Genomic DNA, 13605 nt, shown 5'->3' on the forward strand with positions numbered 1-13605 from the left:
GACTCTGGAGGGTCAGGGTTTCCCGCCAGGCTGGTTTTTACAGATTTGAGCCACGGATACCGCCTGTGAAGTGGGGGAACATACCGGGGTGAACTGTTGGGACTCCAAGACCGGCCACGGCTTTACGATGCGCCGAGCTAATCACTCTACCTACTAGAGCTGAGCTTGCTGCCTGCGGGCAGACTTTGCCTGATTTTTGCCCTAATGCGCCCGGTGCTCAAGCTTTTAGCGTTCGGCGCGGCCAGCCAAGCGTCCTCCCCGCGTCTTGGAGGCGGTAATTTTCTTCTAATCGCTGGTATACCAGATTTTCACTGCCTTCAGGGTTTACTGATTTATTAGGTAAGCGCTGTACGTCGCTGTTCAATGCCAGTTAGAATAAGAGCAGTGTTGTCCCAACCTCAAAGGTAAGCCATGACTGATAGTGATGATTTAAAAGAATTGCGCGAGCGCGCGTTAGCTCCGGATACTAACGCCAATGAACTGTTCGCGATATCTGCGCAACATCCCGAGGTTTATGCGGAGGTCGCGGCGAACCCGAATGCCTATCCGGATCTGCTCGATTGGTTGGAAAACGTAGGCGATGACCGGGTAAAAGCGGTGGTAGCCGCGCGCAGAGACGGTCTTTCTGGCACCGAAGCATTAGCAAAAGGCAGTCAGGAGGCTGCGGAGGCTACTTCCGAAGAAAAAGATAGCGATCCGAACGGTCACCAGGCAGAGACGGAACCCGGCTCCGCAGGCTCTGCAACCCCAGCCTTTGCTCCCCCTACTGATCCGGAAAGTGAAACTGAAGCTACCGAGCAAATAGAAACCACTGATCAAGCAGCAGAAACTGAGCAGGCAGAGGAAGCAGCCGCGGCTGCAGAGGGCGCAGCCAAAACCGAGGAGCTAGCAGAAAGTCCGGTGGCCAGCGCGGACGGCAAGGCAGCGGGAGATAGCCCCGAAACCCCCAGCGAAAGCGCACAGTCGTCCCAAATCCCAGGCAGCGACGAAGAAAATGATGATGTTACTCGCCTGGGAAGCCTGCCGGTAGATAATCCCGTCTCTTCTGCGCAAACGACTGAGGATTATCCGACGGTAATGGCTGCTCCCGCGGCCATGCCTCCCGCTTACGCTTCTCCGGTATATGCGGATCCCGCCTATCCGGAGCCGCCTCGGCAACCAGTGATGAGTCCGCCGTCAGCTGCCTATTCTCCTTTCCCGGCCTACCAAAATCCGGCAGGGGAGAGTTCGCAACCGGAAAAATCCCGCCGCAGCTGGGGGATCATTATATTGACGGTACTGCTAGTGTTGGCGTTAATCGGGCTGGCGATTGTGGGTACCTGGATTGTTTCCTCGCGCGGAGACAATAAAGGGCAAGCGAGCGCCAGTGAGTCCCAAAGTGATACCACCCGGACCGCTACGGTAATGGAAACCACGGTTACCACTACTGAAACTCCTATAGAAACTGGGAAACCGATCCCCGCCGGAGCGGTCTATCTAGAGCGCGGTTTTTATACCCCCACCGGTAATATTGCTTGCTTGATGTCCTCAGGTCAAGTGATTTGCCAGATTGATCAGCGGCAGTGGGAACAGGGTTGTGACGGCTTATGGGGAGTCGCGCTTGACGGAGAGGGAGTAACGCAAGAGTGCCATTACGACTCCGGCGCTGACCCCCAGACCCAAGCCACCTATGGCACCGTCTACTATAACGGTGACTATGCCTGTGAAGTGGGTAAATACACCGGCGTTAACTGCTGGAACTCTAAGACTGGCCGCGGTTTCACTATGCGCCAGGCCGACCACAGCTCCTACTAGGAAGTGAAACTACCGCCTACTAGAACGCTAAGCTGCTACCGGTAGGGCTGCTACCTACTTTTTCGCGGCCGACTTCTTGGTAGTTTTCGCAGTGGCTTTCTTGGCGGTTGTCCGCTTGGTAGTGGTTTTCTTGGTAGCAGTTTTTTTCGCGGCGGACTTCTTAGTAGTTTTACGGGTTCCCCGTTTTTTCGCCGGACCTTTCGCCCGCTTTTCTGCCAGTAAAGTATAGGCTTGATCAGCATCAATATCTTCGATAGTGCTGGCGCGGGGCACGGTCACATTGGTAGTGCCGTCCGTAATATAGGGGCCAAAACGCCCGTCCTTAATTATTACCGGTTTACCCGAGTTAGGATCAGTTCCCAGTTCTTTCAGGGGTGGTTTCGCGGTGCGACCTCTGCGGGTTTTGGGTTGGGCGTAAATCTCTAAAGCCTGCTCCAAAGTGATGGAGAAAATCTGGTCTTCCGTCTCTAGGGAGCGCGAATCCGTCCCTTTCTTCAAATACGGGCCGTACCTGCCGTTTTGTGCGGTAATATCGACTCCGCTTTCGGGATCCTGCCCCACTACTCGCGGCAGCGAAAGCAGTTTCAAGGCATCACCCAGGTCAACAGTTTCGATCGACATAGTCTTAAATAGGGAGGCGGTGCGGGGTTTGGTACCCTTAGGGGCGTCCTCGGGTAGCACCTCGGTAAAGTAGGGGCCGTAGCGTCCGTTCTTTACTAAAACAACGTTCCCATTCTCGGGGTCTTTACCTAGTTCGCGACCAGTATCGGCTGAAATCGTGAACAGTTCTCTTACCTTTTCGGCGTCGAGTTCATCAGGCGCTAGTTCCTCGGGTACCGAGGCGCGCTTGCCCTCTGCGTCCTCTAGATAAGGGCCATACCGTCCTACCCGCACGTTTACTCCGGGTAGCACTTCGATCGAGTTCAGGGCGCGGGCATCAATATCCCCCAGACCCTCCACTGTATCTTTGAGGCCGCGAGCCCAGAACTCTCCTCCCGAGCCGCCTCCAAAATAAAAGTGCGCTAAAAGTTCTTTGCCGTCCCGTTCCCCGGCGGCAATCTGATCCAAATCGCCTTCCATGGTGGCGGTGAAATCATAATCCACCAGGGATGCGAGGTTTTCTTCTAGCAGGCGAACCACGGAAAAGGCCTGCCAAGAGGGAATGAGAGCCTGCCCGGCGCGGCGCACATACCCGCGCTCAATAATTACCCCGATTGTGGAGGCGTAGGTAGAGGGGCGCCCTACTCCGTTTTCTTCTAAGGTTTTCACCAGTGAGGCTTCGGTATAGCGCGGAGGCGGGCTGGTTACGTGCGCTGCTTTTTCCTTGTCTGCCTCGCTAAACGCTACTTCTTGCCCTTCTGTGAGCTTGGGTAAGGCCGTGGAAGTGTCGCTGCTGGAGTAGCGGGATTTATCTTTACCCTCTTCATAGGCGGCCAGAAAACCACGGAAGGTAATCACGGTTCCCGAGGCGGTGAACACCAGTTCGTGAGGGGCGCCCTCTAGTTGGATCTGGGCACCAAGGCGTACGGTATCGGTAGTTCCGCGGGCATCATTCATTTGCGAGGCCAGGGTGCGTTTCCAAATTAGTTCATACAGCGCGGCCTGCTGCGCGGTGAGCAAGGAGCGCACCTGATCGGGGGTGCGGAAGTTATCACCGGCGGGGCGGATTGCTTCGTGCGCTTCTTGTGCCCCTTTGGCTTTCTTCGCGTAAAAACGGGGTTTTTCGGGGACAGCGTCTGCCCCATATAAATCCGTAGCCTGGCGCCGCGCCGCCGAGATGGCTTGGCTAGAAAGCGCGGTCGAGTCGGTACGCATATAGGTGATGTAGCCGTTTTCGTATAGGTATTGCGCGAGCGCCATGGTTTGCCGCGAAGACATGCGTAGTTTTCTTCCTGCCTCTTGCTGCAGGGTAGAGGTAGTAAAAGGTGGGGCGGGACGGCGAGTATAGGGTTTTGACTCTACTGATGTCACCTGGCAGTGAGCTTTTTCCCCTAAGGCTTGTGCCAGTTTTTCCCACAGCTTTTCATCCATCACGGTGGCTTCGCGTTTTAATTGGCCGCGGTCATCGAAGTCCCGTCCAACGGCAAAACGCACTCCATCCATTTCCAAGGCGCGGGCATTAAAGTCCCCGCCATCAGCTTTAAAGGTGGCGTTTAGATCAAAATAGTTGGCGGGTATGAAGGCGATGCGTTCGCGTTCGCGCTGCACTACCAGGCGAGTGGCCACTGACTGTACCCGTCCAGCTGACAGGTGCCGGGCAACTTTACGCCAGAGAATCGGGGAAACCTCATATCCATAGAGGCGATCTAGAATCCGGCGGGTTTCTTGGGCTTCTACCAGGTCAGTGTCGATATCCCGGGTATTTTCCAGGGCGCGATCAATGGCTTCTCGGGTAATCTCATGGAATACCATCCGTTTTACCGGAACCTTGGGTTTTAATACTTCCAGCAGATGCCAAGCAATAGCCTCGCCCTCGCGGTCTTCATCAGTGGCGAGGTAGAGCTCTTCGGCTTTTGCCAGCTCCTTCCGAAGTCCCGCTACGGTTTTTTTCTTGTCGGGGTTAACCACATAGTAGGGCTGGAAGTTGTTGTCCACGTCTACCGCAAACTTTTTATATCCGGACTGTTTGAGCTTTTCCGGTAGGGCAGATGGCTGCGGCAAGTCCCGGATATGCCCCACCGAGGCTTCTACCTGGTAGTCAGCGCCCAGGTACCCGCTGATAGTGCGAGCCTTAGCTGGAGATTCGACGATTACCAGTTTCTTAGCGCTCAAGACTTCCTCTTCCCTTGGGTTAACGATCTACCTTTATACCTTATATATATCTCGCAAACTTGAAAGACTAACAAATAAGGTTTCTCTGCCTGGTTGTTGGAGCCGCTCGCGAGGACTGACTGGTTAATGAGGCCGTACGTTAGGGAAAACCAATACAACCCGGGAGAAGTGTTGTATAAACATTGTTCAAACATGAGTAGACTCAAATATTACTAGTGTTGCTTGTTGGATTTGCTAGATGAGTAAAAACTCAGTGGTTGGTGAGTGAAGAATCAGCTCCAAAAATGGTGCGAAAAGAAATTTGTGGTTTTTATAGTTTTTTTATTAGAAAAGTGCAATATATAGTTTATATATGCAGGCAAAAGCTAGTTTTAAATAAAACTGAGCATTAACTCATTCAAATGGTCAAAATTAGGGGTGAGGGAACTCACAATTTATACCCAAGGTGCTACTATCGTTAAAAAATCCTGAAAACATTCTAATAGTCCAGGTCAAACCTACTTTATGGTTGGTAAGTATTCGTGAAAGCAACCTACCAGGTGTAAAACTTTCATTTTCAAACATTACCAGCTTTCTTCGTGTTCGTTTTCGTGGATAATAGTTAATGAACGGAGCGAAGGATCGGGACGTTCACGGAAACCGAAGGATTTGGTTTCCATAAGAGGAAAACGCAAGGAACGGGATCTACGATGAAAACGTGGAAAGAACACGCCAAGACTCTAGTTGCAGGTGTTCTAGTAGCTGGGGTTGTCGCTGCCGGCGTAAATCTGGCCGATGCGGCTACTTTCTTTACCGGTACTTCTTCCGCTGCCTCAAGCGCAGTGACTGCTAACGCGATCAACACCAACAACCGTGAAGAGGTTCGTACCCGTTACCTAAGCGATATTGCCGATACTGACTACCCCGAAAGCCCTAACAACGGTGCGGATCACAAAAACTGCCGCGCCGGCGTGGTTAACCCCACCACCGCTAACTCGGTAGCTCGCGCCCTTAACTACTTCCGCGGCCTCAACGGAGCTGAAGCGGTCAAGATGGATACTACTTCTCCGCTGCAAGATTACACTCAGCAGGCCGCCCTCAATATGGCTGCCAATGGCCGTCTTTCGCACACCGTACAAAATGACTCCAAATGCTTCAGCTTTAAAGGTCAACAGGGTGCAGCCATTTCTAACCTGTCCGATAGTGCGGGACAAACTCCGGCCGAACAGATTCTGTGGTACTTCATTGATCCTTCCAGCCTGGGTGGTTCTACGATGACCAAGGTGGGGGCTAACGACCGCTTGGGACACCGCATTGCTTTGATGGATCCCACCTTGTCCACTACTTCTTACGGAAACGTAAATGGTTACAACGCAATTGTAGTCACCGGAGATCAGCTGGTAAGCACTCCTGACTTCAATAACAAGCAAATCACTAATGAAGCAGCCTACAAGCCGGAAGTTATGACCTGGCCTTCGGCGGGATACTTCCCCTACCAGTTGCTGACCACTAATCGCGATGACCGCGACGATGTAGAGCGTTGGAGCATCTCCTTCCGCGGCGAAAGCAAGTCGCAACGTCCCGACCTTTCGGGTGCCCGGGTACGAGTGACCGGTCCGAATGGCGCGGAAGTTCCTACCACTATTTTGAACAACAAGCTCAATGGCAAAGGCCCGGGAACCTGGAACTACTACAGCACCTTGTTAATCAAGATGCCGAAGATTACCGATCTTCCGGTGGGCACCGATGGTTCGCGCGACTACAAAGTGAGCGTTTCCGGGGTAAAGGGTGCGACTCGTTCCTCCTACACCTACACCGTGAAACTGTTCGATCCGATGATCTCCTCCTCCGAGATGGCTCCCCAGATCAAGGTAAATGCTGCTCCCCGGGTAGCCCAGGGTGGATACGCCGAACCGGCTAAGATCACCGTGCAGGGTTCTACCGGTATGAAATACCAGTGGCAGCGCTCCAAAGATGCCGGTAAGACTTGGGAGGACGTGAAAGATAAGTTCCGGGTTCCTGCTGATCATAGCTTCTATGGAACTGCCAACGATCTGGACTATGCCCCTGGTGCTCGCACCGAAGACAAGTGGGGACTGCTGCGGTCGGCTCCGATTGCTAATCGTGCCGAGGCCGAGTCCTTACGCTTCCGTTTGAAGGTCACCAACCCGGTAGGTACCTCGATCTCTGAACCGCTGAAACTGGAGTACTACGGATTCGATCAGGATCAGGTTATCCGCCAGGGCGACAAGCTAATCGCGAAGGTTAGCTTGCAGGGTAACTCCGATTCGGTGGAGCGTTTCAGTGACGTGATCTGGAAAGACCAAAACGGTAAGCAGGTCGGAACCGGTGACACTTTGACTTTGACCCCCGATATGAAGGGCAAGCAGATTCGCCCCACCGTGCAGTTCTGGCTTACCTCGTTCATGTCAGCTTCCCTCTACGAGTTGAAGCTGCCCGCATACTCCGTTGGGTAACTTGCGTTTTCTAAACCTAACGGTCCCAAAGAGGGTCGCGTCCTTAGGGACGAGGACGCGGCTCCTCAAAAAAGAATCCAGTCGTTACCTGGTTGATTGGCTTCAATAACTGAAAAGAAAAAATCTGGCTCCTAGGACGTTCCCAGTCTAGGAGCCAGATTATTTTTTGGGTTGAGAAACAGCAGCTGGCGACGTCTATAACGATTAAAGCGGCATCCTAAAACTCGTCCATTATTTGGAATAGTTTCACTTCAAAGCCCTCTGGACTGGACTTTTATGCGGGGGGGGGGCAAGATTATAGGGAATCTATAATCTTTACCTATTTCGAGCGAAATACTAAACCAATCAGAGGGGATTCATATGGCACGCAAACAAGTTGCGAAAGTAGCAATTGCAGCAGGCACTGGGATTGCACTGGTGGCTCCGGCGGCTTCGGCTTTCGGGATTAATCAAGCAGAACCACAGGGCAAGTTGAATATTCCGGGATCTGTTTCGCAGTGCCGCGTCGGAGTTGACGTGGCTGCCGTTAATAAAGCCTATAAGGATTATCAGCGTGCCCAGCAGCAAGCCGCGGATGCGGCCACAAATTTGGATGCTGAACAGTCCAAACCCGAGATCGCGGAGCCTCTCGCGGCTTATGCGGGTGCCCAGGATTCGTTGCGGAAGGCGCAAGCCGGCCAGCAGCATAAACGAGATGATGCCACCGTTGCGCATCAGCAGATGCAGGAAGAGGCAGCGCAGGCGCTGGCGGCGGCAGTTGCTAATCTGGATAAAGCTCAAAAGGGCTTAGAGCAGGCTAAGCAGAAGCAAAAGCAGGCCGAAGACAACCTCAATAAAGCCAAGACGAATAAAGAGGCAGCAGATCGTGAAAATGAGCAGGCTCAGGATGCTGCTCCCGGAGCTGAGGCGGTAGCTGAAGCTAAGAAAGCCGCCGATGAGGCCGCAAAGGCTCTGGATGCGGCGCAAGCAGAAGCCGAGGAAGCTAAATCTAACCTAGACGCCGCAACCAAGGCTGCGGAGCAGGCAGAACAGGATGCTAAGACAGCGGAAACCGCCAAGCAAGCCGCAGAGCAAAAAGCTCAAGACGCTGCGAATGAGGTAAAAAATAAAGAAGAGGCTTTAGCTGACGCGCAGCAGAAACTGCAAGACGTTAAAGATGTTCTGAATAATGACACTGCGGTGCAAGACGCACAAGCAAAGGTAGATCAGGCGCAGCAGGATTACGATAATGCCGTCAATGACCAGAAACCAGTGAATGACGCTTTGTCCGAGGCTAAAACGAAACTAGAGGCCGCGAAGGGCGAGGCGGCAGACAAGGCTAAGGCGGTTACGGACGCTCAAGATGCCCTTGATGCTGCAAACACTAAGCTAGATGATTTGAAATCCGCGCAGCAGGTAGCGCAAAAGACTTATGACGATGCCGTCCAGGCACAAAAAGAGGCTGAAACCAATAAAGATAACGCGCAAAAAGCTCTGGACGAGCAGACTCCCAAGTGCACGGAAGCAGATAACGCGGTAAAGGATGCGGAGAAGGCTAAGCAAGAAGCTGATGCCGCAGTTGCAGAGGCGCAAAAAGCAGTAAAGGAAGCCCAAAAAGCCGTAGAGGCCTCCAAAGCCGAGGCTAAAGCGCAGATAGCTCAAGGCTCACAAGGCTTCTTCGAAAAGATGGGATCTGATGCTGCCTTGGCACAGCTACATACAAATGTACTGATAGGCGGTAAGCCAATTACCAGTTATACGGAAATGGGTAAAGCTGGAGATGCAACTTCCTTGGATAATATAGCCAAGACTTTTGCGTGGATTAGAGACGGGAATAAATATCGCACTACCGGTGATAACAATTTTGCTTCTATGGGCGAGTTAAAGATTACGGATGAGTTAATGGCTATTGCGCAAATTAATGCCAATTACTCACGTAACGCCGATAGGGGACATTCCGGAAATGGGAATGTGGGCGAAAACCTTGCGTGGACTGCTGGTGGTTCTAACTGGAATCCCTACAATCAGTGGTACAAGAAAGAAAAAGGGTACTACGACAAAGATAAAACCGGCGGTGCTGGTCAAGTTGGACACTACACCAATTTGATGGATTCTGAATACAAATACACAGGCTTTGCCTACGTCTCTAGCGGTATTTCATTCACTGTTGACGATGAAATATGGCAGGGAACAGAGGAAGCTGGACAAACTTTTGATTACAGCACCAGTCAAGAATCGTTCACTGTTGATGAATACGAGGCACGCTTTAACGCATATTATCTTCCCTTAAAAGAAGCAGTAACCAATGGTTCGATAGACGCACAAAAAGCATTAGCTACAGCTCAAGCTACGCTTGCAGAAAAGCAAGCGGCGCAAAAAACGGCGGAGACTAACTTGCAGAAAGCGAAGGATAACGCCACTGAGCAAGCGAAGAAGTGTGCGGACTGCCAGAAAGCATTGGAGGAAGCGGAAGCAGCACTTGAGAAAGCTAATGCTGCGGTTCCCACTGCCGAAGAAGCTTTGACAACTGCCAAGGAAGATACTGCTGCTCAAGAAAATGTAGTTGCAGACAAAGAAAAGGCGCTGCAAGACGCCAAGGAAGCTCAAAACGCAGCTGACCAGGCAGTCACCCAGGCACAAGAGGACGTTAACGCCAAACAAAAGGCTGCCGATGACGCGCAAAAAACAGTGGACGAAAAGCAAAAAGCTTTGGATGCTGCCAAAGAGAACTATGACGCAGTAGTCGCCACCAAGGCTGACGCTACGAAGCAGTTGGCTGACGCAGAAAAAGCAGTAAAGCAGGCAGAAGACGCTCTGAATGCGGCTAAAGACGAAAAAGCTAAAGCTGATGCGGCAGTAACCGAAGCAGGTAACAACCTGACCGCAGCCCAGCAGAAAGCTGAGGACGCTACCACCAAGGCAACGGAGGCAAAGGCAACTAAAGACACCGCTGATCAAGAAGTAGCGGACGCCAAGACGGCAAACGACGCGGCAGCTAAAAATTACGCAGACAAAGCAGCCGCCCAAAAAGCTGCCGATGAGGCGCAAGCTAAAGCAGATGACGCAGCGAAAGCAGTCGAGGATGCGCAGAAAGCTAAAGACACCGCCGATCAAGAAGCAGTAAATGCCAACACGGCCAAAGATAATGCCCAAAAAGCTAAAGATCAGGCTGCGGTAGACAACGAAGCCGCACAGAAAGTACCCGACCTCGACACCTGGGTAGGACAACAACCTGGCAGCGCACCTGCCCCTGCTGCCCCGCTGAGCATAATGGCGTTGCGTGCACCGGCAGCTACCAGTGTTAGTGCCGAAACCCAGCAGGCAATCGATGACGTCCTCGCAAAATATCAAGCTTACCGGGAAGCCGCGCAGGCAGCAGAGACTGCCGCCGAGAAAGTACAGCAGTTAGAGGCCGCCTATAAAGAAGCTAAAGCCGCGCTAGTGCCATTCGAAGCAGCCTTGCAGCAGGCTAACACTCAGCTAGACCAGACAAAAGCCACCTACGAGAAGCTCTACCAAGACTGCATTGCTCCCGGGTCCGCTTCTACCGGCAAGCACACAGGGGAACCGGGTAACGCATCTAGTTCCGGCTTGGGTCAAACCGGCGCCGCCGATTTGTCCACCATTTTGGGGCTATCGGCAATCAGCGCGGGTGCCGGGGCCTACCTGGTTGCCCGGCGGCGCCAACCGAAGCACGCGCGCTAGAAAACGTGTCTTAATCTGACAGAAATAACCTATGGTGGGGTCAATGCCCGAAAAGGGCATTGACCCCATAAATTCAGCCATAAGTTCTAAATCGGTAGCTAATACGGGTTAACAGGTTTAACCCCTGATCACCAAAACAAAGGTACATACCAGGCTTAGCAGTGGAGACATAGCAATGGGGGGCAGGCGCAATGCCTGCCCCCCATTGCTATGAGAAGAATCTAAATCCTATATCGCTCTATTCAGGCAACCGATTCTGAGTAGCAGCAGAGAAGTTATGCTGACCACCAGGGCGAATCCTGACCGGCATAATCGAACCTGCCGGAGGAGCGGTACGCGGAGGAACGCGAACCGTCACCTGAGCCAGGCGCGGCTTGTCATCAGTGCGCAGACTGGAATCATGGCCAGCCAGCGTACCGTAAACGTAAGCATCAGAACCTAGTTCTTCCACATGGGTCACTTTAATCGGAATGCAATGAGCCAAATCTTGACCGTCAGCTTGAACATCCAAAGCCTCAGGGCGGAAACCAATAATGATTTCCCCATTATCCTCAGGAGTCAGCGCATCTAGCGTAGCTTGGCTGAGCGGAATACGAGCATCACCAAGAACTGCCACCCCGTTTTCGACCCGGAAAGTACCAATATTCATAGCCGGTGAACCAATGAACGCCGCCACGAAAGCATTACCTGGGCGATCGTAAAGCTCCTCAGGGGTACCAACCTGCTGCAAAACGCCACCAGCGATAACCGCGATCCGGTCACCCATAGTCAGAGCCTCAGTCTGGTCGTGAGTCACGTACAAGGTAGTGACTCCCAAAGTGCGCTGCAACTGAGCAATCTGGGTGCGGGTCTGCACACGCAGCTTCGCATCCAAGTTCGACAGCGGCTCATCCATCAAGAACACTTGTGGCTTACGCACAATCGCGCGTCCCATCGCTACCCGCTGACGCTGACCACCAGAAAGAGCCTTCGGTTTACGATCCAAATATTCGGTCAAATCAAGAGTCGCGGCAGCCTGTTCTACCCGCTTATCGATTTCCTCTTGCGGAACCTTCGCGATCTTGAGGGCGAAACCCATGTTTTGACGCACGGTCATGTGCGGGTAAAGCGCATAGTTCTGGAAAACCATGGCGATATCGCGATCCTTGGGAGCCATATCGGTGACATCGTTATCGCCGATATAAATCTTGCCGGAATTAACATCCTCTAGGCCAGCAAGCATCCGCAAAGAAGTGGACTTTCCGCAACCAGAAGGACCAACCAAAACTAGAAACTCACCATCAGCTATTTCCAGATTCAACCTGTCTACAGCCGGATGATCTGAACCGGGGTAAACCCGAGTAACGGAATCAAAAACAATTTTTGCCATATTAATATCTCTCCTCCACGGGCAGGTACGTGCCCGACGATCCGAGTGGAGTGCCTATTGTAACTGCGGGGAATATCTTCCCCACGTGTCACCTGCGACACAAGCGCTGATTGCGCCTGCACTCAGTCTGCCATATTTATCGCTATTACGGTAGTGAGATACGCCAAAGTTGCGCCAATTCCTAGCTTTTTACCCCCGCCCGCCTCCTGAGCGCCGAATCTGCTATTTTCCTTTGCCGAGGACGCAGCCAGGCCACTCCCAAAGGCGAGAGCAACCGGGGCTAAATATGACAAAGTCCCCGAGGTCGCCCCCGGGGACTGTCAAGGAAAGAAAACTACTTACCCTGGTTGGCTACTGCCGCAATCTTGGCTTCAGCATCAGGATCCAGGTAGGTTCCGCCTTTCTTTACCGGCTGCAGGTTCTCGTCTAGCTCGTAGTACAAGGGAACCCCGGTAGGAATATTCAAACCAGAAATGTCATCGTCACTGATTTGATCAAGATGTTTAACGATGGCACGCAGAGAGTTACCGTGTGCTGCCACCATAACCGTCTTACCGCTCTTAAGTTCAGGGACAATCGCTTCCTCCCAATAGGGCAGCAAACGTTCCAGTACCTGCTCTAAGCATTCGGTACGCGGAATAGGTTCCCCGGAGTAGCGCGGATCTTGATCTTGCGAGAACTCAGAACCCAGCTCGATTTCCGGAGGCGGAGTGGAGTAAGACCGACGCCACAACATGAACTGTTCATCGCCGTATTCGTCCCGGATAGCTTTCTTGTCTTTGCCCTGCAAAGCGCCATAGTGGCGTTCATTCAAACGCCAACTGCGCTTAACCGGAATCCAGTGACGATCGGCCGCATCTAGCGACAGGTTAGCGGTCATAATCGCCCGGCGTAGCAAAGAAGTGAAAACAACATCTGGCAAGATGTTTTCTTGCTTCATTAGTTCGCCACCGTGGACGGCCTCCTGACGACCTTGATCGGAGAGCGGAACATCTACCCAACCGGTGAAAAGATTTTTAGCATTCCATTCGCTTTGCCCATGACGGAGCAATATAAGTTTGTAAGTCATATCCTCAGTGTCTCATTCTTTAGGTGAAAATGCCCGGGGTGTAAGTCCCTTTTTTATTTTAAGTGCGTGCGGTAGTAGGCGGAGCGTACTTTCGCAGAAATGCGTCCCTTTTCTGATACCTCCATATTCTGTTCCCGCGCCCAAGCCCGAATCTTGGAGGCATCGGAAACCCGGCGGGTATCAGTACCGGCAATCCGGCGTCCTCCTACCCGTCGGCCTGCCTGAATCCACGGATCCATAACTTCGCGCAACCTGGCGGCATTTTCAGTAGATAAATCAATCTCGTAATCAATACCGTCAAGGCCAAACTTAATGGTTTCATCCCCGAGTTCCCCATTGATATCGTCAATCAGAACAATTCTAGTTTTCCTGGCCAAGATTTTGCCTTTCCGTTTTTGAAAAATGAATATTTCTTTTTATGTTAACGCTATTAAACAAACTTTTCTATAGATAGTTAAACG

At 52.3% G+C, this 13605-nt stretch carries 7 protein-coding genes; 3 read left to right on the plus strand and 4 right to left on the minus strand.

Annotated features, from left to right (window positions below; translation table 11 throughout):
- Positions 1-411 precede the first annotated feature (411 nt).
- Positions 412-1794 (plus strand): hypothetical protein, encoded by a 1383-nt coding sequence (locus E6072_RS00775; protein WP_316693118.1) that lies wholly within the window; start codon positions 412-414, stop codon positions 1792-1794.
- Between the two features lie 54 nt (positions 1795-1848).
- Here E6072_RS00775 and topA read toward each other — a convergent pair whose 3' ends face one another.
- Positions 1849-4566, minus strand: coding sequence for a type I DNA topoisomerase (gene topA, locus E6072_RS00780; RefSeq protein WP_316693120.1), 2718 nt, complete (start codon positions 4564-4566; stop codon positions 1849-1851).
- 689 nt (positions 4567-5255) lie between these two features.
- Between topA and E6072_RS00785 the strand changes: the two genes are divergently transcribed.
- Together E6072_RS00785 and E6072_RS00790 are read left to right on the plus strand one after the other, a co-directional pair.
- Positions 5256-7022 (plus strand): hypothetical protein, encoded by a 1767-nt coding sequence (locus tag E6072_RS00785; protein ID WP_316693121.1) that lies wholly within the window; start codon positions 5256-5258, stop codon positions 7020-7022.
- A 360-nt stretch (positions 7023-7382) separates the two neighbouring features.
- Entirely contained in the window at positions 7383-10706 is a 3324-nt protein-coding gene (locus tag E6072_RS00790) for a CAP domain-containing protein (protein ID WP_316693122.1), read from the plus strand.
- A 238-nt stretch (positions 10707-10944) separates the two neighbouring features.
- Here the strand turns inward: E6072_RS00790 and E6072_RS00795 are convergent, their stop codons facing one another.
- The 3 genes from E6072_RS00795 to E6072_RS00805 form a co-directional block, all read right to left on the minus strand.
- Positions 10945-12075 carry a sn-glycerol-3-phosphate ABC transporter ATP-binding protein UgpC gene (locus E6072_RS00795; RefSeq protein WP_316693123.1) on the minus strand — a complete coding sequence of 377 codons (1131 nt, stop codon included), beginning with the start codon at positions 12073-12075 and terminating at the stop codon, positions 10945-10947.
- A 334-nt stretch (positions 12076-12409) separates the two neighbouring features.
- Entirely contained in the window at positions 12410-13144 is a 735-nt protein-coding gene (locus E6072_RS00800; protein ID WP_024059589.1) for a phosphoglyceromutase, read from the minus strand.
- Positions 13145-13197: 53 nt separating this feature from the next.
- Entirely contained in the window at positions 13198-13521 is a 324-nt protein-coding gene (locus E6072_RS00805) for an Lsr2 family protein (RefSeq protein ID WP_316693124.1), read from the minus strand.
- Positions 13522-13605 lie beyond the last annotated feature (84 nt).

Source organism: Varibaculum cambriense, from assembly GCF_032557235.1.
GTDB classification, from domain to species: Bacteria; Actinomycetota; Actinomycetes; order Actinomycetales; family Actinomycetaceae; genus Varibaculum; species Varibaculum cambriense_C.

Coding starts and splice junctions, on each gene's coding strand:
- E6072_RS00800 (WP_024059589.1), bottom strand. CDS start 13,144: ATGACTTACAAACTTATATTGCTCCGTCATGGGCAAAGCGAATGGAAT.
- E6072_RS00790 (WP_316693122.1), top strand. CDS start 7,383: ATGGCACGCAAACAAGTTGCGAAAGTAGCAATTGCAGCAGGCACTGGG.
- E6072_RS00775 (WP_316693118.1), top strand. CDS start 412: ATGACTGATAGTGATGATTTAAAAGAATTGCGCGAGCGCGCGTTAGCT.
- E6072_RS00785 (WP_316693121.1), top strand. CDS start 5,256: ATGAAAACGTGGAAAGAACACGCCAAGACTCTAGTTGCAGGTGTTCTA.
- E6072_RS00795 (WP_316693123.1), bottom strand. CDS start 12,075: ATGGCAAAAATTGTTTTTGATTCCGTTACTCGGGTTTACCCCGGTTCA.